Origin of the sequence: Wolbachia endosymbiont of Spodoptera picta (assembly GCF_018141665.1) — a bacterium.
Lineage (GTDB): Bacteria > Pseudomonadota > Alphaproteobacteria > Rickettsiales > Anaplasmataceae > Wolbachia.
The window spans coordinates 1,253,998-1,275,199 of record NZ_CP067976.1; the positions used below are offsets into that span (position 1 = coordinate 1,253,998).

The window sequence follows — 21,202 nt, forward strand, 5'->3', positions numbered from 1 at the left end:
TTAATCAGACATTACACATAATGAAAAATTTGTCTAGCGTAATCAAAAGTTATTTAAACTAGTACCTAAGTCTTTCAAATCTATTCTTATAATATCCTTTATATTGAGAGCTTTCTCCTTTGTCACTTTTCCAATACATGAAAAAACTATACCTTTAAACAATTCTTCAAACTTCCGCTGATTTTGCGGGGCAATGGTTACTAATATTCTACTTTGCGATTCAGAAAACATTATTATCTTGTTTATTATGTCTGTATTTTGTGTTTTTCCTATTGGTACTAGTGAAAGATCAATTTCAGCACCAAGGTCTCCTGCAATTAGCGATTTTGCCAGAGCAATAATTAAGCCGCCTAAGTTTGGTGCAATTGCAGAGACAATTATGCCATCTTTTATTGCCTGGTTGTAACGTTCATACAACTTCCTAGCGCTCTTTGCATTAACTTTTGGCACGTTGTTATTATCTATTCCACTATATAACTGATATTCAGATTTACCAAGCTCATCGTGGGTTGTACCAAGCACATATATCAAGTCCCCTGGCATTTTCACATCAAGCGATACCGCATTTTCAATATTGTCTATAACTCCAATTGCTGAAATGAGTAGTGAAGGTGGTGCAGATATCATCACTTTCTCGCCATTTTCATCATATCCCTTAAAGTCGTTAAACATACTATCTTTTCCGGATATAAATGGCGTTTTAAATGCAGTTGCAAAGTTGTAACAAGCCTCTGCAGCTCTCTTTAGTTGCCACAGCCTTTCTGGATTATAAGCATCACACCAGCAAAAATTGTCGAGCAACGCTAGATGATTTATATTTCCTCCTGCAGCTACGTAGTTACGTATTGCAGTGTCAATCGCACATGCTGCCATGTGATAAGTGTCAATTTCTCCATAACTTGAGCCAAATCCCTGCGATTTTACAACACCTTTGTTTGAAGAAAGGACTGGCCTCGAGACAACAGCTTCACTGCACACTCTTCCCTTACCTTGCAGTGGTTTCAGTATTGACGATCCTTGAACCTCATGGTCATATTGCACCACTATAAACTCTTTGCTGCGTATGTTTGGTCTGCTTAGCATTTCTTTTAGTGCAAAGGTGTCATTCCAGTGCTTGACACTGGAATCTATCTCAAGCTCAACTCTGCCATCGCACGTATTTTTACATAAAGTTTTAGATTTATTTGCAGAAAAAGCCTGCTGGGTTCCAGTGTCAAGCACTGGGATAACAGGAGAGAATTCTGGAATGACAGCGTATGGGTTAGATTTTCCAGACCATGGATTTGTCTGTAAATGCATTTTAGGATTACCATCATGCAGAAATTCAGTTTCGATGTCCATTATTACTGCCCCTGGGGGACATTTAACAACGGCTTTGCCACTTTTGTTGAATTCTCCAATTACACAGACCTCCACATCATGTGTTTTCATGATTTGCTTAAACGCAGGAAGATTTTCTTCTGGCACTGCTAAGGTCATTCTCTCTTGTGATTCTGATATCCATATTTCCCAAGGAGCCATACCATCGTTTTTAAGGAGAACCTTGCTCAAATCAACTTCAAATCCGTCTTTTCCCATTTCACCAATGGACGATGATAGACCGCCTGCTCCATTATCCGTTATTGCATTATAAAGACCAAGATCTCTTGCTTTTACGACGGCGTTGGATAATTTTTTTTGTGTTATAGGATCACCAATTTGCACAATTGTTGAAGGGCTATTTCCCGACAATGCCTCTGAAGAAAAAGTTGCACCGTGAATTCCGTCCCTTCCAACTCTTCCACCAATAATTACGATTTTATCACCGTTTTTGGGTTCTTTTATGTGTGAAGGTGCATTATTTATATTCCGTGGAATAATTCCGATGCTTCCAACAAAAACTAATGGCTTTCCACAGAATCTATCGTCAAAGTATACCGATCCAAGTTGCGTTGGAATACCGGAGCAATTACCAGCAACATTAACACCGTGAATCACTTCTTTCATTATATATTTTGGTGGTAAGATTTTATCAGTACGCTCTTTATCTCTATAAAGTTTGCCTTTTGATTCTTTGGCAAAGCAAAAGTAATAAGTATTCATTATAGGTTCTGCACCTTTGCCAAAACCGACTATATCTCGATTAACTCCAAGCACTCCAGTCATTGCTCCACCGAACGGATCGAGAGCTGAAGGACTATTGTGAGTTTCAACTTTATCTACAATCAAGTAATCGTCATCAAAAATTATTCCTCCTGCGTTGTCGGAGAAAACTGACACGCATATGTTAGAATTTATCTCACGCGTTGCACGCTTAATATAATGAGCATATAGACCATCTTTTATTTCATCAATAGGGGAGCAAAAAATATTGTGTTTACAATGTTCAGACCAAGTCTGTGCCAGAGACTCAAGTTCAATATCATATGGATTTCTACCGAGTTTTTCAAAGTAATCCTTTATAGCTTTCATTGCTGCCAGCGAGAGTCCTAACGTGCCATTACCATCGATTCCATCTCTGCTGATTTTTTCAAGCTCTTGGTCACTTACATTGAGTTTGACAGATTTTGCTCCATTATTACCTGGTGTCATCCCAGTGCTTGACACTGGAATCCATTCTTTTTTTTCCTGGTCACGCGCTGTAATGACACCAGGTGGGGTATTTGGTTTACTGTAATACTTCCAATGGCAATTGCCGTTTTCTTTATAGACAAGTGTGCAATATTCAGTAATAGGATTGAATTCCTGTTTTATGTCATCTTCGGTTGGAAAACCTCCTTGACTTAGAATCAATTTTGAACTTCTTGCCTTGATAGAAACACTTTCATCAATGTGGCCTTTGCTCATTAGATATTCTCTAACAATTTGTTTTGCCGTGTTTCCTACGTTATCGGTCATGCCAGGTAAAAAGCTTATCTCCAAGCCCCATTTTGCTTGTGATTCTATGAAGTTATATTGAACTTTTTCAAGGTTTTCATTGTAGGAATAATAACGGCAGTCTTGTATGACTTTATTATAAAATAGCCCACAAATTTCTTCATGTAATTTTGATGGTAATTCTTTGCTTATGTAAATCAAGTAAACATTAACTACCCTTCTGCGGCCAACTTGTTCACATTTATTAAAAACTTCTATTCTGATGTTTGCCATGTAATATTGTAAAAGACTTTAATATATCATAGCATAAGAAACTGCGAGCACATTTATATTTTAAATAATTTCTATACAATAAAAGTGTTGTATTAATTGTTACTGTTAGTGGGAAGAGTTTTTACTGTTAATGTGAATGAGTCCCTTTTTGATGTTCTGGTTCAGCACATATTTTCTGAATATGAAAGAGAAAAAATTCCCGAGATAAAGATCATACTTCCCTGCAAGAGGGATGTGATAGCATTGCTGAGTGCATTCAAGAATTACAGAACTATAATTTTGCCAGAGATAGTTTCACTAGAAAACATTGATGAAGAAGATTTAATATTAAATCTTGATAGAGTTAAAGTTATTAACCCGACAAAGAGAACGCTGCTACTCATTCAATTTATATTGGAGTGGAATAAAAAACACAATGATAGTTTTCCAATCGATCTAGTTTACAGTTTGCCGTCATTACTTCAATATACCCAAATAGCGGATTGTTATCAGCTTGATGAGCATTCGAAGAAAATGGAGAATTTCATAAACTTACTTATCAAAACTTGGAGTAATACTTTAAAAAATTTAGGAGTAGTAGATATACTAAAGCATAAGAGTGACTACATAAACAATATGATAGCCTCCCTGAAGAAAGATCAGCATATGATCTTTATTGGAATTGGAAAGGAGGAGATTTATAAGTTGTTGATTAAAGCTGTATACGACCTGCCATTTGGAAAGATAATTTTACCTAATCTGAATTTGAAAATTAAAGAGAAAGATTGGCAATCACTTGATAAAAAACATTATCAATATTGCCTGAAAGATCTGCTCGATTATTTAAGTATAGGCAGAGAGGATGTAAGTTTTCTGCCAGAAGCGTGTTCTGATGTCATTCCAGTACCCAGACACTCGGATCCAGAAAACTTAACTTTAAATGAGTGCACCAGGTGGCTGTACAATAGAAACTGGATTCCAGTGTCAAGCACTGGAATGACATCATCTACTACTCAAATTACCTGCAAATTACAATGTTCGTACACTAAAAATCAGAGGGCTGGGATGACAGGCAGTCCTGAACTAGATTATGTCTTTGATACAACTGCCGATCTAAGTAAAGTTAGTAATGGATATATTGGCAATATTGAAGTCATCACTTGTGATTCCAGAGAGGAAGAAGCACAGGTGACGTCACTAATTATGGAGAATGAAGGTTATGAAAACGTTTCTTTGTTTGTTTTTGATAAATTACTTGCAGTTCGTATGGTGTGCTCCATATCGAAAAACTATTCTTATGTGACGCTTCTGCTTTATAGTATTGAGATTTTGAACTCAAAATGGAACGGTGTAGCATTGCTTTCTCTTCTTAAACATAGGCTAGTGACTTTTGGTTACGCTCAAGAAAAGTACACTCGTATTTTATCTGAGTTTGAGATAGAAGTATTGCGTAGCTTTGATATAAGTGGTCTTAAGGATATTATCAACGCTATTAGTACTTGTAAAAAGCTAAGATATAAAGAAGATATATTAATTATTATCAGTAGATTAGAAACTATATTTAATCTTTTACTTAATCTTATAAATTATCCTATTTCTGATATAGCAGCAGCTCATTTACAGTGTGTTAATGTGCTTTCTAATGTGAATTTTCTAGAGCTAAATGGTGAAATAGGTAATTTTACTCGTGATTTCTTAAATGCATGTGACGGTATAGCAATTGAGTGTTCCTTAGAGTTATATAGTCAAATCCTGATATTATTTTTAAAAAGGAAGTTTTTTTCTCCAGAAAATAACTTTGATAAATTTAGCTTATATCAAAATAAAGTTGTAATACTTGCTGGATTTAATGATATACCAAATTTTCAGAATCCGTTTTTGAGTGCACTGAATAGAGAAAAATTTAACCTTCCTTCTGTGCAAGAAGAGCAAGGGTACTTTTTGTATACTTTGCGCAATTTATTTGGTGCCGGCAAGGTTTATATTACGAGGCTAGTGAGTGATAGAAAATCAATTCTATTGCGCCGTTTGGAGGTTCTGTTACAAGAACCAAAATATCCTTATCGCAATTGGCTAAGAATATTAAATACACCTGAGTGCATTGTTCCATGTACTCAGCCTATGCCAAAACCTCAAGCCAAAGTCAGAGAAGAAAAAATGCAAGTGATGTCTTGCAGTGCGGTAGAAAAACTGATTCGTAACCCTTATTCATTTTATGTTGAATACATACTGAACCTTAGACAGTTGAAAGACTTAAATTTTAAGCCATCGATATTGGAGTTTGGCACTATGGTACACAATATTTTTGCAAGATATTTACGCAACGAAAAGTCGCTGATGAGTATTACACGAGAAATATTCTCGTCTAATCGATTCCACTTTTCAAATATGTGGTGGGTAAGGTTGCAGAGGATAATTCAATCTTTTGTTGAGTTTGATAGGACTGGAAACAATCAAGTTGAGTTGGAGAAGAGCTTTTCCTATCCGATATTTCATATTCCAGCGCGTGACACACAACTGCGCGGATGCTGTACAACTTCCACTAAGAAGAAGGGTGTCATCCCAGTGCTTGACTACTTGGATCCAGAAAATTTGATTGCAAATGAACACACCAGACAATTGTGTAATAAGAGCTGGTCAGATACTCGAATGACAGAAGAAATTTCACTGACAGCAAGATGTGATAGAGTTGAGTATCTACCAGGTGGGCAAGTAGCAATTATAGACTATAAACTTGGTTCACCACCTTCCAATGAGGAAGTTATGTCAGGATTTTTCCCGCAATTAATTTTACAAGCTTTAGCAGTGGAATACACAACAAAAAAAGAAGTCTCGGAGCTTGCTTATTGGAAACTTGATTATGATAAAATAAAGGTTATTGCTTTGAAAGATTATAGACAAAAAATGCATGAATTTCAGAATATTCTACCAGATTTCTTATCTAATTATTTAAGAGATACTACTCCCTTCATTGCCTCTCCTTATTTTGATAAATTCCTGAGATTTAACAGCTACAAACAACTAGAAAGGATAGGGGAGTGGTTATAAATTATATCTCCTCTCATCCAGATCAAAATAGCTGGTTGTACAGCTGGTTTACTAAGTGCAGTAGGAGAATTACTAGATTGTGATATAGACTCATCTTTGCTAGATTCAAACAACCATAAAAAAACACTAAAAAGTGATTCAATCAATTTTAGCCATTAAAACTTGAATAGTGGCTAAAATAGCTTTAAATTGTATATTTTTTTAGGAGGGGTATATGCCATCACAAAAACAGCTAAATGCGCAGCTAATTGATGCTGCTAAAAAAGGACAGCTAGATTTTGTTCAGCAAGCTATACAGGGTGGAGCAATTATTAATACAATAGATGATGATTATGGGAGAACTGCTTTAATATGGGCTGCTGAAAATGGTCAACTAGAGATATTACAATACTTGATAGAAGAGGGAGCAAATGTTAATGCAGAATCTCCGGGAAACATAACTGCTCTAATTCATGCTGCTGCCCATGGTCATCTTGAGGTAGTACAACTTCTAATAGCAAATGGAGCTGATTTAAATGTGAAAAAACGTAAAGGTCAATTCTCTGCCCTAACATATGCTATTGTAAATGGCCATAAGGAGGTAGCAAAGCTTCTAACTAGATATCATTTAATAGCTAATCTTGATATGTCAATACCTCGCTTGCCTCTTCCTACTTGTATACCAGAGTTATCATCTTATTGGTATAACTGTAAGGATGAGCTCAATAAAATGAAGGAAGAAGATAGTGAATTATATAATTTTCTTGTAAGTAAGGGCATTGATGACCAGGTAAGAATTTGGACAGGGAGTGAGACAATACAAAATATTTCACAAGATAGATTAAATATAGAATACTCAATTTATGCTAAAGATTTAACAGGTAAAATAGAATTAGTGATATTTTTTCTTAACAACAGGGAAATAATCAATTCTTTATTGCGGTATTATAAGGTAAGAATTCAAACAATTGATCAGGTAAAAAGCCTACTTGATCGTTTCACAAGAGAACATGTAGAGCTTGAAGTAGAAATTGTTCCAGCACAATTAAACTTTAATACTCAAGAGTTACAATCCCCTAAACTAAAAACATTATCATTTGCACAAATGATTAACAATCATGCAGGATTATTTTCAGCTGCCAAAAATGGTCAATTAGAAACAGTAAGATACCTGATAGAAAAACAGAAAGAAGATATTAATTCAACAGATCACTATGGAAGAACTGCTCTAATGTGGGCTGCTGGAAGTGGCTATTTAGAGGTAGTAAAGTACCTGATAGAAACAGCAAAAGCAAATGTTAATGTGAAAGATGGCTATGAAAACACTGCTCTGAATTATGCTACTAGAAACGGGCATTTAGATGTAAAAGAATATCTGAAAGGTTACATACAAAAAGAACTGCGGAAGAAATACGTCTGCATTGGCGTGAGTGGTGCAATAGGTTATGTTGCCGGTATGACAATATCATATTCTGCGGGAGCAGTGATTACAGTTTGTGCAGCATCAGCGACCGTTAGTCTAGCGTTAGGTGCAATGTTGGATTATATGATTGTAGAAGTAAAAAAAGAGAAAGCAAACAAAGGTATAGCTTCTGCGCTTAAAGATGTTTTCACTATTCAAGCTCTAAGTAGAATAGCCTTATAGAGAGTGAAAGTAGGTTTATTGATTAAGGTTGCATGATTGCCTTAATAACAATAAAAAAATAATAGAAGCAAAAGATATGGCTTGAAAGTTTTCTAAGGTCTTCACTAAAAATGTCTCAACTTGACACTGAAATACAATTTGATTTAACTAATCATATATGTAGGTAATGTCAAACACTAGAATGAGGAAATATGGATAAAAAAGTTAGAATAGAATCAGATAGCTTAGGAGAAGTAAAAGTACCAAGTGAACATTACTGGGGAGCGCAGACTCAGCGTTCTTTGGAAAATTTCAAAATTGGTACAGAGAAAATGCCAGAGTTTCTGATTAAAGCGCTAGCAATAGTAAAACTTGCAGCAGCACGTGTTAACATGAAGCAGGGTAGCATAGATAATAGAGTAGGGGATGCAATCTGCTCAGCTGCAAAGGAAATAATAGACGGTAAATTTAATAATCAATTTCCACTTGTTGTTTGGCAAACCGGGTCTGGAACTCAGACTAACATGAATATGAATGAAGTGATCAGCAATCGTGCAATAGAAATTTTGGGCGGTGATTTAGGTAGTAAGTCTCCAGTGCATCCAAATGATCATGTAAACTGTGGTCAGTCATCAAATGACACTTTTCCAACAGCAATGCATATAGCAGTAACAGAGCAAATAAACCGCTTGCTTATTCCCAATCTTGAAGAATTATATAAAGCGCTAAATAATAAGGTTCATGAATTTAAAGATATAATAAAAGTAGGGCGTACTCATCTGCAAGATGCAACTCCTCTAACACTTGGGCAGGAATTTTCTGGCTATGCAGTTCAGATTAAAAAGGGAATAGAGAGAGTAAAGTCAACTCTGATCAATGTATATGAACTTGCACAAGGTGGCACCGCGGTTGGCACGGGAATCAATACTAAAAAGGGTTTTGCTGAGGATTTTGCTAAAGAAGTGGCAAAAATCACTAATTTTCCATTTATTTCAGCAAAAAATAAGTTTGAAGCACTAGCAGCAAATGATGCTTTAGTTGAGCTCAGTGGAGCACTCAATACAGTAGCAGTAAGCTTGATGAAAATTGCAAATGATATAAGGCTACTTGGTTCTGGTCCAAGATGCGGAATTGGAGAAATAATGTTACCAGAAAATGAGCCTGGCTCTTCAATCATGCCGGGTAAGGTGAATCCAACTCAATGCGAAGCGGTGACTATGGTATGTGCTCAAGTTATGGGAAATCATGTTGCCGTGACAATTGGTGGCTCAAATGGTCACTTTGAATTGAACGTGTTTAAGCCGGTGATAATTTACAATGTTTTGCAGTCTATAAGACTTTTAGCTGATGCAAGTTTAAATTTTGCAGAGAAATGCGTAGTTGATATTAGAGCAAACGAAGAAAGAATAAAGGATTTACTAAATCAGTCGTTAATGCTAGTTACTATATTAAATACGCATATAGGATATGACAATGCAGCAAAAATAGCGAAGCTTGCTTATAAAGAAAATATCACTCTAAAAGAAGCAGCAGCAAAACTTCAACTGCTCACTGAGGAGGAGTTTGAAAGGATAGTGAAACCAGAGGAGATGGTAGGTTAAACTACCACCTTTTTTTGTCCCTAGTTATTGTGGTAATATGTATGGAACTTTGCTGGTTGCTTTACATATACCTCTTCTAAATCACTTAGAGCGTGGTCATTGTGATTAAAGCCATATCTCTTAACCATTTCATCTAGTGTAACAGAGCTTAGAGAGAAACTGAACTCTGGCAATGGATTCACATTTGAGGATTGCAGACTAGTTAATGGCTCTCCGCCATTTATTTGAGAGTCTAGGAAAGTTAGCTTACCTTCCAGGCTAGTATGTTCTTCTGGCACTGCACTATCATTAACTATTGAATCTTCTGGTACTATATTGCAGAATTGATTATCGAATTCAGCAAAACCCTCAAATGAAGGTACTGATATGCATTGGCGCTTTGCTGGTGGCTCCACTGTGCATATTTCTTCTAATTCACATTCTGTAAGACTATTATACGCTGTAAAACACAAGTCTTGTGATCGCTGTTTTCCAGTTATTGAACGAATTATTTGGCTATATAATTGATTCTCTTCAGCTCTTTTTCTTTTGTTTACTAACGGTTCATTTTCATAAGAAAAGTCTGGTCTACTATCAAATGTATGTTCAACAACTGTTTCCTCGAATTCAGGAGTTATAGGAGATAAATTTAACTCTGGCAAATCATCCACAATTGAGGATTGCAGACTAGTTACTCCATTTATCAAATAGTTAAATACTCTGGGGATAATTGCTCACCTTCTAGGCTATCTGATATATTATAATTCGACGTTAAACTACTACTAACTGTCGAATTTTCTGTTACAGTATTGCAGAATTGATTATCGAATTCAGCAAAACCCAGAAATGGAATTACTGTTTGGCTACATGATTGATCCTTTTTGTCAGAAGAAAGTTCTAGTCTAGTATCAAATGGATGTTCAACAACTGTTTCCTCTGATGGAAGAGATATAAGAGAGAAATGTGCTGCTGGCAAATCATCTCTGTTTTGTACTAACGGTTCATTGGAGTTTTCAGTGCTTAAGTTGCTTGAACTCTCTTTATTGCTTAAGTAAAAATTCTTTAGGACAAGCTTAGCTTTGACAGTTGATTTTGTCTCTAAATTTACTTTATAATCTTCTTTTTGCTGGGGATTCAGTTGATTAAATAGAATTTTAAATAAAGTATATTTGGGATGAATACAATCGAGTGTATTGAAAGCAAACTTTTCATTCTCTTGAAGCAACTGATTAAAGATTAAAAGTGCTTCTTCCTTGTCTAGTGCATTTAGTATGCCGTACATAGCTTTAGAGCCTTGAGGCTTTGCTTTAACATACTCTATATATTCATTTTATGGTTAGTGGTAAGATTATTGAATATCTTTTTAAATTTATTTACTTATCTATAAGAAGTGAACTTGTCTAAATTTTTCACCACTTCGTCGCTTATACTACCATGCATTTCTTTACCACCATCAAAGTTAATATATTAATATTATATGAACTTTGATGACAAAATCAATATAAAGTATTTAAAAATTAATTATTTTTATAATAAAAATAGAAAATCTATAATTTTTTTTATTTTCCTGATTTGTGTCTGTTTTGCCTTCTATAGCTAACCCAAATTAGGTTTACCGAAACAAATTTTATGAATAATTTAAGTTAGCGTGTGACGTTGGAATCTAGATTTTTAGCTATGGTCAAGCCATAGGATGACAAATTGGACCCCAGACTATGCAAGAAATCTAAGGCGAATTATCTTTTATGGTCTGTATTTGTTTTTTCTACTTTCGTGACAGGAGTTAACAATGGATTATCAATTTGCTTTAAACTTTCACTTGCGCTTTGGTCTTGATTTGAAAGGAGCTTATTTTGTTGTTGCCCTTCATCATTTGGCGTACTTTTTTGAGTAGTTCCTTTTATATCCTCTACACTCTTTTTATCTTCACCAAAAAGTTTTTTGAATATTTTCTGCAGAAAACGTACCAAAAAGCCTTCTTCTTTTTGATTTTCTTTCGGTTGAGATATATTTTTCTTTTCACTCAACTGAGATTTTTTATTATTAGATTTTTTTTCTGTAGCATTCCTATCCACTGAGACTTGTTTTAACGAAATTTCAGGCTTTTTGTCGCTAGGTTTATCTTTTATAGGATCTTTGCTTACTGAAGGTTGTAACTTAGTTACTGTATCTGTTTGAAAAGAAATCTTTTTTTGTTCAAAGTTTTTATTTTCTGAAGCAACTTTTTCAGAAGTATCTGCCTCACTAACTGAGTCACGAATTTTGTCTTTTTGTACAGAGGTCTTTTCTTGTTTATTTTGATCAGAAATTTTGCCTTCTAATGTAGTTTGAGATTTTTTATTACTTTCAAACTCTGCAACTTTTTTACTTGTAAAAACGTCTTTTCCTTCGAATTTCTGTTTAAATCCAGCAATCTTTTTAAAATCTTCAGCTATTTTTTTTGCTGCACGATCCATTCGACCTTCAAGATTATGAATCAATTTTTTAATAATCTTCACTTCATCTTTACGCCCTTTTTGAGCTTTAAGCTCTCGGTGCAATTCAAAAATAATTTTTACTTTATCTTCCAATGAAGAATTTTCTGGAAAAACATCTTTAAGTTCCCGATTCAATTCGACGATCTTTTCAAAATCTTTAGCTACTTTTTTAGCTGCACGGTTCATTCGATCTCTAAGACTACGATTTAATTTTGCAATAGTCTTGATTTTATCTTCTAGTGAAAAATTATCTGCTGCAGAAATATCTTTTAACCTTTTCTCGAGATTTTCTTTGGTTACTTGCCTTTTGTGAGCTTTAAGTTCCTGGCGGAACTCATTGATAATCTTCACTTTATCTTCCAGCGACGACCTTCTGGAAAAGCACCAGCAAAGACATCCTTGAATTTCTTCTCAATATCTGGTGTATCTTTAAGCTGTGTCATACCTACTAAATAAAAGCTTATACTAAAATCAGTATATTAGTTAATTATGTAAAAATGGTTAAGACACAAGGAGCACCTCATTTATGCTTTTTTCATCAAAATATCATTTACTTATTAGCTTAAAATACGTAACAATATAAAAATGAAAAATAGCCCATTAGCGGTAGTATTCGATTGGGATAATACCTTAGTTGATACTCAAGATAATATTTCTAATGCCATTAAGCATACTTTAGATTTGATGGGATCTGGCAGTAAAGTTGTTGATAGAAATTCTCATGAATCAAGAAAGAGCTACATGGTCAATTTGTTTGGTGATCAGTGGAAAAAAGCGAACCAGATATATCAAAAATACCTAGATAATGCATTGTTACAAAATATTACTCTGAATGAAGGAGTAGAGAAAATGCTGCAGACACTGAAAAGCCACAATATTTACCTAGCGATAGTTAGCAATAAGAAAAATACTAATTTACGTCAAGAAGTTGCCTATTTTAAACTAGATTCTTACTTTGAAAGAGTAGTTGGCTCATGTGATACTGCAGAAGATAAACCATCTGCAACTCCACTGCTGTTTGCACTGGAGGAGAGTACGCTACCTGTAAATAGAGAAAATGTGTTTTTTGTTGGTGACAGCATCACAGACATTCTATGTGCACAAAATGCAAATTGCTTACCTATTGTATACGGACAATCAATAAGAGGTTATGAAGATTTGTTATATTTTCAACATTTTAATAAACTTACAGAATTCATAGTAAAGTATTTGAAAGATAGGTGGTAATGACAGAGATCGCTAGTGTACACAGGCGCTTTTGCGCATATTTAATAGATGTAGCAATTTTATTAATTCCAACCTTACTAATTGTGTTGTCATTAGGGGATTTTCCATTAATTTTGCACCTGTCATACATGTGTATAAATTGTGGCTACTTTACATATTTTATATCTTCAACAGCTCAAGCAACTCCTGGTCAACAGTTAATGAATATATATACTATCACTTTAGATAGTTCTAAAATAGGTTTGAGCTTAGCATTTGATCGCACTATCTCTCAGTTTTTCCTTCCTATGCTAAATAATTCAATTATCACCTTTATCAAACTTTTTCAAACATCAGTAAATGCTTTAAGTACACTAGAAGTGATTATAGTGATGCTTACCTTCAGTTGGTATTTAGTTGCTTGCTTCTCTCAGAGGAAACAGGCATTTCATGATGTGCTATTTGATACGATTGTTGTGAGAAAAATGAATTGATGTTGCCTTGATTGTTATGTAGATTACATTGGTATATTAGCTAAAGAAAGGTTATGAATAAAGAAATAGTAGAACATTTAAATAAATTACTTACAAATGAGCTGACTTCTGTACGCCAGTATCTTTTGCATTCTGCGATTCTTAAAAATAGCGGAATCAATAAACTTGCAGAAAAGATGAGAAAGGAGCTTAATGAAGAACTTGAGCATGCAAATAGGCTGGCAGAAAGAATTTTACTGCTTAAGGGCATGCCAAATTTTCAAGATACAAATAAAATCTCAAAGTATGAAGGAAAGTTCACAAAAGATACAATGCAGAAAATCTTAGAAGATAATTCTAACTTAGAAGAAGAAGGTATCAAGGGAATCAAAGAGGCAATTTCCGTTGCTGAAAAAGAAAAGGATTTCGTGAGTGTAATGTTATTAGAAGGACTACTGAAAAATGAGGAAGAGCACTTACATTGGATCAAAGAACAGATTGACCTTATTGAGCTTATGGGTATTGAAAATTACTTGAGAACACAAATATAGAGTGTTAAGAAAAACAGTATTTATTTTCATTATACCTTTTTTACTTCTTTTTTCACTCGGGTTATGGCAGTTATTTAGATTGAGCTGGAAGAATAATATTATCAAAAATATGGATCTTCCAGTTATTCATCTACTGCCTAGTGATAATCTTTCAAAGTTTAACTACAGAAACGTTAAAATCGACGGAATTTTAAGTGATATAGAACTATATGTTTTCGCAGGTCAACGTGGCTATCATGTGCTGTCTCCTATGTTGCTTATCAATGGACATTACATGTTAATAAATAAAGGAATAGTCAGAGAAAAAAAAGAAGAAAAAGCAAAAATTGAAAAAGTAGCTGCTGATGGCGTTTTGTATTGTGATGGTAGCAAAAATTGGTTTATCAAAAATGATATTGCTTCAAATACATGGTTTACCCTAAGTACAGAAGAAATCTCCAATGATCTAGGTATTAAGCTAGAGAAATGTATATTGTGGCAAGATAATTTTGGTGGCAAATTGACTATACAGCCAATAAAGCATCTTGAATACGCAATTACTTGGTTTGCACTTTCCTTGATTTGGCTCATTATGTGCGTATTTTACTATAGGCAAAATATATATAAGTCGTAGAGATACAGTGTGGAAAAAGAAAAGCTACAAATAGAAAAAATGCAACAAAGTGGAAGAAAATACTTATTACAAGGGTTAGTGATATGTCAGTGTTGCAAATCCGTTTATTATGGAATGAGTAATGCTAAGGGAGGAAGAAGTTACTATCGTTGTCCTGGAAAACGTTTTGGTGAATGTAACAGCAAATCAATACTCGCAGATATACTAGAAGGGGTAGTATGGGAAGAAGTGAAGATGTTAAGAGGGCATATAACGAAGGAAAAGTGTGATTTATCAGAGGTAGATTGGGAGACTAAATTTAATATAATTAGAAAGTTAGTTCAGCGTATTGAAATTGATGATGATAATGTACATATGGTGTTTCGATTAAAAGAACTCGCTCTCGAAAGACAAAAAGAAGATATTCAACCTTGTACCAGAATTATAAAGAATGTAGTGCTATCAAATGCAATAGGAATGCATAAAGTTAGCAATGCCCTGGCTGCAATATCAGTTGCAGTGAAACTTGGAATTAGTGATGAAGAGATTAAAAAAGGTCTTTTGGAATTTAAAGGAGTAGCAAGGAGATTTTCTTTAATTGCCGATATTAAAGGTGTTAAGTTAATTGAGGACTATGCTCATCATCCAAATGAAATACAAGCAACCCTGGCAGCAGCACGTTTGACCACTAAAGGAAAGGTAACAGGAATTATCGAGCCGCTTCGTTTTGCTCGTATTCGTAATTTTTTTGATGAGTTCGTACGAATTTTCATGATGTTTGATTATGTAATTCTCACTCCTGTCCATCCTCCAGAAGATAAGCCTATTCCTGGCTGTGGAATTGATGATATACAAAAAGCCTTGATCAGTAATGGGTTTAATGATGTGAAGATGATGAATGATGCTTTACTCATTTCACATTTTATTAGTAATTCGACAAGTTCAGGAGATGTAGTATTATTTATTGGTGCTGGTAGTAATATAGCTAAACTAGCGAAAGAAACTGCAAAGCTGCTGCTAGTAAAATAAACTTAAGCATTGGTGATTTATATGATAAAATTGTGTAGTAAAACTGGATTCCAGTGTCTAGGCAAACAACTGTACAGACATTGCGATATGGGGATAGCTTCCATTAAGAATGGTGTCATCCCAGTGCCCAGACACTGGGATCCAGAAGACTTAACTTTAAATAAGTGGCTGTATAATAAAAACTGGATTCCAGTGTCAAGCACTGGAATGACACCATCTGTTACTCAAATTATCTGTTTATCTGTAGGTTACAATGTTCGTACACTGAAATGTTACAGTGCTGGGGTGACATTTCCCGAACGTGAACACAATTGTGAATCTAGTGGAGGTTTAGCATGATGAAAAAGACGATCAGCAGTGTATTTGCAAGAGAAATTTTAGATAGCAGGGGTTACCCAACAATTGAGGTAGAAATAGAACTATGTGATGGAGCAACAGGTAGAGCCGCTGTCCCTTCTGGGGCTTCGACCGGTAAACTAGAAGCATTGGAGCTGAGAGATCAAGATGAAAAAAGGTATTGTGGTAAAGGAGTGCTGAAAGCTGTTCAATCTGTAAGTGGAGTGATAGCAAATAAAATCATTGGCATGGATGCAGCAAACCAGAGTGCAATTGATAAAGTTTTAATTGAACTAGATGGAACAAAAAATAAATCTAAACTTGGAGCAAATACAACTTTGGGTGTGTCTCTTGCTGTTGCAAAAGCAGCAGCAAACAGCTTTAAAATGCCGTTATATAAGTATTTGGGAGTAGGGGAAGAGCAGATGCCAGTTCCGCTAATTAACGTCATTAATGGTGGAGTACATGCAGATAATAAACTCGATTTTCAAGAATTTATGATTCTTCCGGTTGGTGCTGAAACTTTCAGTGAAGCAATCAGAATATCTGCAGAGGTATTTCATAACTTGCGCAGCATTCTTAAGAAAAAAGGTTATAGCACAAACGTAGGAGATGAAGGTGGTTTTGCACCAAACATTGGAAGCACTGAAGAAGCTCTTAATTTGATAATTCAGGCTGTTGAATCTGCCGGTTATTCGATGAAAAATCACTTTGCACTGGGTCTTGATGTTGCTGCATCTACTTTTTATGAAGATGGAGTTTATAAATTTGAAAACAGAGAACTCACTTCAGAGGAATTGGTTCAGTATTATTTTGACCTTGTAGGCAAATATCCAATAATTTCTATAGAAGATGCAATGAATGAAGACGACTATGAAGGTTGGAAATTACTTACTGTAAAACTTGGGAATAAAGTTCAATTGGTTGGAGATGATTTATTTGTTACAAATTGTGAACTAATAAGTAAAGGAATAGAGGAGAAAATGGCAAATGCTGTACTAATCAAGCCAAACCAGATAGGAACACTTACGGAAACTTTTGCTGCTATTGAAATGGCAAAATTAAATGGCTACAGGGCTATTATTTCTCACCGCTCAGGTGAAACAGAAGATACAACGATATCCCACATATCAGTTGCGTCGAATTGTGGGCAGATAAAGACTGGCTCGCTGTCGCGTTCTGATAGGCTTGCAAAGTATAATGAATTAATGAGAATAGAAAGTTCATTAGGAGAAAATGCTAAATATTATCGCGGGTTGGCATGGATTTCATAGATGAAGTTAAATTATATTTAAAAGCAGGTGATGGTGGCGATGGCTGTGCTAGTTTTCGTCGAGAAAAATTCGTTGAATTTGGTGGCCCAAACGGTGGTAATGGGGGCAGGGGAGGAGACATAATTTTCATCAGTGATGCAAATCTCAACACTTTGCTTAATTTTCGTTGTCGAAGACATATTAAAGCGAGTAGTGGAAAAAGTGGTACGAGTAGAGATAAATCTGGCACAGCAGGAAAAGATATTATACTTAAAGTTCCAGTTGGTACACAAATAATCGATGAAGAAAGTGAGGAAATAATAGTAGATCTTGATAAACCTGACATGGAATTTCAAGTAGTGAAAGGTGGAAAAGGTGGGCTTGGAAATACTAACTTTAAATCTGCTACTAATAGGGCACCAAGACATTTTACCCATGGTCAGCCCGGCGAAGAAAGAAATATAATATTGAAGCTAAAAGTTTTATCTGATGTTGGCATTATTGGTATGCCAAATGTAGGTAAATCTAAATTTTTAACCCGCTGCTCGAATTCTGATACGAAAGTAGGCGATTATGAATTTACTACTATAAGACCACATTTAGGTGTAGCAAAAGTGGATTATAGCGAAATTGTGATAGCAGATATTCCTGGAATAATCGCTGATGCTCATCTTGGAGTTGGGCTCGGACACAAATTTTTAAGGCACATAGAAAGGTGCAAAATTTTACTGCATTTAATTGATGTAACGCGCGATGACATTATTTCAGCTTATAATTGTACACATAATGAACTGAAGCTTTACAATAGCGATCTTATTGAAAAAGAGGAAATTGTAGTGTTAAATAAATGTGACTTATTGGAAGAAACAGAAATCCTTGAGAAAAGGAATCACCTAGCCGGTTTTCTTGATAGAGAAGTACTGTGCTTATCAATCGACGATGATTTACAGCCCATCTTGAGATTATTAAACGAGAAAGTGAAAACTAAGGAAATTGATGTATATGATCCTTTTAAGATGTGAATTTTTTATTTGACAATCAAAGTCTGGGTTCCAGTGGGTAATTTTCCACAGTTGTCTGCATTTTTTGTTCCACAACTTATCTTTTTTTCGGCTTGTGCCATTTCTCACACTGTCTCTTGCTTTCTTGAATTCAGAAATTCAATAGCTACAAAAGCATTTGAGTAGTTTTTTGTTAAGAATTAGGCATAGAATCCCCCATATTTATTAATAAAGAACAGAAAAAATGTAACGCACATACGACAGAGATTAAGCATATGTGTGCACCCATTTGCGCTGAAGAAGATACGCTACATTCTTTACTGAGTTTGATTATTTGATAAAAAAGTCTGCAGACGAAGATAGATTTTGAGCTCTAAAAATACCTCTACTTTGATTATACTAAGATTAGATAAATAGGCGAAGTAATTTTTATATTAATTTTTTAGCTTACAACCGATTTTACGTTCAACAACTTGACATTTATTCAATACTACTGTATAATAAAGATGTGCATTTTTTGTACTATGGCAATAAAATTACCTTGTAATAGGTGTATTGGACCCGAGGGCAGTACTCGGCGCCTCCACCATATTTTTTGATTGATACGGGGGCGAGTAAGGATCGACATGCATAGTAAAGATGGTAGCTTTGCTCGGTTAGATACCACCGCTAAGAGTTCACAATTTAGATGCAAACGATAACTTTGCTGCTGAAGACAATGTTGCATTAGCTGCTTAATTTAGGCACTATAACTTCATTGCTATAAGCACGGTTTAGGGAACGCCGGGTAACAGAAGTTTCCCCAAACATGTAAGGGTTATATGGATAAAACAGATTATCAGAAGTCGCTTAGTCATGCTAAATTTCAAGTTATCAAAAAGGCTCTAGATACTATATTAGATAATGTTTTTACTCCTCACTTAGAGATACTGTTTTTTACTCGATTTAATGGTGTTGCCATACCAGACTACTTGAAAGAATCATATCCTACTCAAATGCTTATTATATTACAGCACCAATTTTATAGTCTAAAAGTTTTTGAGGATAAGTTTAGTGTCAGTTTGAGCTTTCTTGGAAAACAAGAACAAGTCACTGTACCGTTTTTTGCTATTAGTGAGTTTCATGATAAAATTTCAGGAGATACTTTAGTATTTAGCGTTGATTCTGATAAAGAATATGAAAGTGAGAAATGTGCTGAAAAGTCATCAAATGGTAGTATTATATCTATAGATCAACTTTACGATAAGTAGTTTTATAATATCAATTAAAAGAAGTGATCTCATTAAGTAATGGGTAATTAAAATAAGGAAAATGGTTCTGAATACTTATCTTGTCATATAGATATCCATTCAGGTGTATGGCTAATGTGCAAATATTTAAACCAGTGCTTTCTTTCTTGTTATGCAAGTAGCTGATGCTGGTTCCTTTGTAATGGCGTTATCTCAGTGCTCAGACACAGAATTGTATGAACATTCGTTTGTGAAAGCAGTGTGTTAAATATTATAGCAGGTTTTGCCTCAAACACAAAGGTATCAAGCACTGGCATGATAACGTCTATTTCTGTGATTGTCTTATCTATCTTATTTTGCCACTCTGCTGAACAGATACTTATATTGTATACATCTCTCCGTTAACTTATCAATAAGTTTTTTATCCACGTGGAATCAAAGATTACAATATCTTGTTAAATTTTAATATTTTATGTCATACTTAGTATATTATTAAAATATTAGGTAGCAGTAATGTCAACATATATAAAAGAGTACGTCAACGATATTTGTGGATCGCAAATATCAAAAATTCATCTTCTTAAGGAAGACAAGGTCAGAGTCTTTTTCAAAAATGATAATGGAAAAACTTTTGATCGAACTTTCTCAAAAAGAGATATTGCAGAATTTTTAAACCAAACTATTGAAACTGAAGACTTTGTTATCACGCAAGATATAGAGAATAGCATTGCTTGTAATATAAAAGGAATTTATAAAGACAGCAAAGGGAAATATCACTACACAGAAATAATATCATATACTCAGGTAAAGTTGGCTTATGAAGAGTATACACAAAAATTTAAGAGAGAAGATGGTATCATGTTCAAATTAAATCGACATATTTCCACAGCCATAGGGAATATGCCAACATTGAGTGGATGGTATAAAAAAATTCTAGGCTTTAATCCTAGAAACGGATTATGTAACCCATTAAGTAACTTAATTGTTTCTATGAAGCTAGAAAGTAGAGAAGACTTTTTAAGCTTTTTTAATAGACTAAATAACGAAATAACCGAGCAAGATATTATAGATTACCTTAATGGCAAGGAAGAAAAAGAACGGCAGTTACATTTGATACTAGTTCTATCGGAGTGCTTACCTATTTTGTGTTTTTATGATGCTAAAAAGAGTAAAAAATTTGTTTTCTCTGACAACATCTTGCTAAATAAACAAAAATTTTTCTTTGATCCTAAAACAAAAAAACAAGCTTCCATTTCTCAAGAGCAACTTGAGCATGCATTAGATAACACAAAATCAGAGCATTATATAATGTTTAGCTGCCGCCGCAGTTATTATTATAAAGATGAAAAGCTCAGTAAAGATGGGCATGCTATGCTAATATATAAGGGAGAAAATAGTAGGTACATATTTTTTGACGCTAATATTGGAGTGGTTGGTTTTTGTTCTAAAACAGGCATTGCGCAATTAGAACTAAATGATGTGCTTGATTTGATAAACCTTGCCATCTGGTATTATTCAGCCAGTGGATATTTTAGAGAGCAAGTTCCACATAGCTGTGACACATTAATTTTGCTTCGAGATGTAACATTGGCGCTGCAGGAAGTTGAAGAATTTTACAGTAGAGGGAATCCAAGGCAGCAAATAGTGGACATCTCTGTTGATAAACAGACTAATCAGTTATTGTTTGCACCTATTTATTATTGTGGGGCTTGATTT

Annotated in this window: 16 protein-coding genes, 1 other RNA gene and 1 pseudogene; 14 read left to right on the top strand and 4 right to left on the bottom strand. The window is 34.6% G+C overall.

Annotated features, from left to right (window positions below):
* Window positions 1-42: 42 nt before the first annotated feature.
* Window positions 43-3,129 (bottom strand): phosphoribosylformylglycinamidine synthase subunit PurL, encoded by a 3,087-nt coding sequence (locus JKF54_RS05765; RefSeq protein ID WP_211907998.1) that lies wholly within the window; start codon window positions 3,127-3,129, stop codon window positions 43-45.
* Between the two features lie 108 nt (window positions 3,130-3,237).
* Between JKF54_RS05765 and JKF54_RS05770 the strand changes: the two genes are divergently transcribed.
* From JKF54_RS05770 to fumC, 3 genes are all read left to right on the top strand, one after another.
* Window positions 3,238-6,156: a PD-(D/E)XK nuclease family protein gene (locus JKF54_RS05770; RefSeq protein ID WP_211908000.1), complete on the top strand. Its 2,919-nt coding sequence runs from the start codon at window positions 3,238-3,240 to the stop codon at window positions 6,154-6,156.
* 214 nt (window positions 6,157-6,370) lie between these two features.
* Window positions 6,371-7,780, top strand: a complete 1,410-nt coding sequence (locus tag JKF54_RS05775) for an ankyrin repeat domain-containing protein (protein WP_211908002.1) — start codon at window positions 6,371-6,373, stop codon at window positions 7,778-7,780.
* Window positions 7,781-7,971: 191 nt separating this feature from the next.
* Complete coding sequence (gene fumC, locus JKF54_RS05780; protein WP_211908003.1) at window positions 7,972-9,360, top strand: class II fumarate hydratase; 1,389 nt, start codon at window positions 7,972-7,974, stop codon at window positions 9,358-9,360.
* A gap of 20 nt (window positions 9,361-9,380) precedes the next feature.
* Here fumC and JKF54_RS06615 read toward each other — a convergent pair whose 3' ends face one another.
* From JKF54_RS06615 to JKF54_RS05790, 3 genes are all read right to left on the bottom strand, one after another.
* Entirely contained in the window at window positions 9,381-10,010 is a 630-nt protein-coding gene (locus JKF54_RS06615) for a hypothetical protein (RefSeq protein ID WP_246433160.1), read from the bottom strand.
* A 32-nt stretch (window positions 10,011-10,042) separates the two neighbouring features.
* Window positions 10,043-10,621: a hypothetical protein gene (locus JKF54_RS06620; RefSeq protein WP_246433161.1), complete on the bottom strand. Its 579-nt coding sequence runs from the start codon at window positions 10,619-10,621 to the stop codon at window positions 10,043-10,045.
* Window positions 10,622-11,075: 454 nt separating this feature from the next.
* Window positions 11,076-12,167: a hypothetical protein gene (locus tag JKF54_RS05790; protein WP_246433162.1), complete on the bottom strand. Its 1,092-nt coding sequence runs from the start codon at window positions 12,165-12,167 to the stop codon at window positions 11,076-11,078.
* A gap of 234 nt (window positions 12,168-12,401) precedes the next feature.
* Here JKF54_RS05790 and JKF54_RS05795 point away from each other — a divergent pair, with 234 nt between their 5' ends.
* The 11 genes and pseudogenes from JKF54_RS05795 (at window position 12,402) to JKF54_RS05845 (ending at window position 21,199) form a co-directional block, all read left to right on the top strand.
* Complete coding sequence (locus tag JKF54_RS05795) at window positions 12,402-13,043, top strand: HAD family hydrolase (RefSeq protein WP_211908004.1); 642 nt, start codon at window positions 12,402-12,404, stop codon at window positions 13,041-13,043.
* Window positions 13,043-13,516 (top strand): RDD family protein, encoded by a 474-nt coding sequence (locus tag JKF54_RS05800; RefSeq protein ID WP_064085312.1) that lies wholly within the window; start codon window positions 13,043-13,045, stop codon window positions 13,514-13,516. Before JKF54_RS05795 ends, JKF54_RS05800 begins: the two co-directional genes overlap by 1 nt.
* A 53-nt stretch (window positions 13,517-13,569) precedes the next feature.
* Window positions 13,570-14,046, top strand: coding sequence for a bacterioferritin (gene bfr, locus JKF54_RS05805; RefSeq protein ID WP_010406741.1), 477 nt, complete (start codon window positions 13,570-13,572; stop codon window positions 14,044-14,046).
* 1 nt (window position 14,047) lies between these two features.
* Complete coding sequence (locus JKF54_RS05810; RefSeq protein ID WP_052264983.1) at window positions 14,048-14,659, top strand: SURF1 family protein; 612 nt, start codon at window positions 14,048-14,050, stop codon at window positions 14,657-14,659.
* A 9-nt stretch (window positions 14,660-14,668) separates the two neighbouring features.
* Complete coding sequence (locus JKF54_RS05815) at window positions 14,669-15,667, top strand: glutamate ligase domain-containing protein (RefSeq protein WP_211908005.1); 999 nt, start codon at window positions 14,669-14,671, stop codon at window positions 15,665-15,667.
* 117 nt (window positions 15,668-15,784) lie between these two features.
* Window positions 15,785-15,936, top strand: a pseudogene (locus JKF54_RS06915) (WPE palindromic element domain-containing protein); the annotation flags it as partial.
* Window positions 15,937-16,002: 66 nt separating this feature from the next.
* Window positions 16,003-17,277, top strand: a complete 1,275-nt coding sequence (eno, locus tag JKF54_RS05825; RefSeq protein WP_211908007.1) for a phosphopyruvate hydratase — start codon at window positions 16,003-16,005, stop codon at window positions 17,275-17,277.
* On the top strand, window positions 17,265-18,278 hold the full coding sequence (gene cgtA, locus JKF54_RS05830) for an Obg family GTPase CgtA (RefSeq protein ID WP_211908008.1): 1,014 nt from the start codon (window positions 17,265-17,267) through the stop codon (window positions 18,276-18,278). Before eno ends, cgtA begins: the two co-directional genes overlap by 13 nt.
* Before the next feature lie 448 nt (window positions 18,279-18,726).
* Window positions 18,727-19,062, top strand: a transfer-messenger RNA (tmRNA) gene (gene ssrA, locus JKF54_RS05835).
* Window positions 19,063-19,078: 16 nt separating this feature from the next.
* Window positions 19,079-19,507 (top strand): ClpXP protease specificity-enhancing factor SspB, encoded by a 429-nt coding sequence (locus tag JKF54_RS05840; protein WP_211908010.1) that lies wholly within the window; start codon window positions 19,079-19,081, stop codon window positions 19,505-19,507.
* Between the two features lie 492 nt (window positions 19,508-19,999).
* The gene (locus JKF54_RS05845) at window positions 20,000-21,199 is read left to right on the top strand and encodes a hypothetical protein (RefSeq protein WP_211908012.1); all 1,200 of its coding nucleotides are present in this window, start codon (window positions 20,000-20,002) and stop codon (window positions 21,197-21,199) included.
* The last annotated feature ends 3 nt before the right edge of the window (window positions 21,200-21,202 follow it).

Excerpts from the sequence above, each read along its gene's own strand:
- cgtA (WP_211908008.1), top strand. The coding sequence starts at position 17,265 with ATGGATTTCATAGATGAAGTTAAATTATATTTAAAAGCAGGTGATGGT.
- fumC (WP_211908003.1), top strand. The coding sequence starts at position 7,972 with ATGGATAAAAAAGTTAGAATAGAATCAGATAGCTTAGGAGAAGTAAAA.
- eno (WP_211908007.1), top strand. The coding sequence starts at position 16,003 with ATGATGAAAAAGACGATCAGCAGTGTATTTGCAAGAGAAATTTTAGAT.
- JKF54_RS05845 (WP_211908012.1), top strand. The coding sequence starts at position 20,000 with ATGTCAACATATATAAAAGAGTACGTCAACGATATTTGTGGATCGCAA.
- JKF54_RS05795 (WP_211908004.1), top strand. The coding sequence starts at position 12,402 with ATGAAAAATAGCCCATTAGCGGTAGTATTCGATTGGGATAATACCTTA.
- JKF54_RS05840 (WP_211908010.1), top strand. The coding sequence starts at position 19,079 with ATGGATAAAACAGATTATCAGAAGTCGCTTAGTCATGCTAAATTTCAA.
- bfr (WP_010406741.1), top strand. The coding sequence starts at position 13,570 with ATGAATAAAGAAATAGTAGAACATTTAAATAAATTACTTACAAATGAG.
- JKF54_RS05765 (WP_211907998.1), bottom strand. The coding sequence starts at position 3,129 with ATGGCAAACATCAGAATAGAAGTTTTTAATAAATGTGAACAAGTTGGC.
- JKF54_RS05800 (WP_064085312.1), top strand. The coding sequence starts at position 13,043 with ATGACAGAGATCGCTAGTGTACACAGGCGCTTTTGCGCATATTTAATA.
- JKF54_RS05775 (WP_211908002.1), top strand. The coding sequence starts at position 6,371 with ATGCCATCACAAAAACAGCTAAATGCGCAGCTAATTGATGCTGCTAAA.
- JKF54_RS06620 (WP_246433161.1), bottom strand. The coding sequence starts at position 10,621 with ATGTACGGCATACTAAATGCACTAGACAAGGAAGAAGCACTTTTAATC.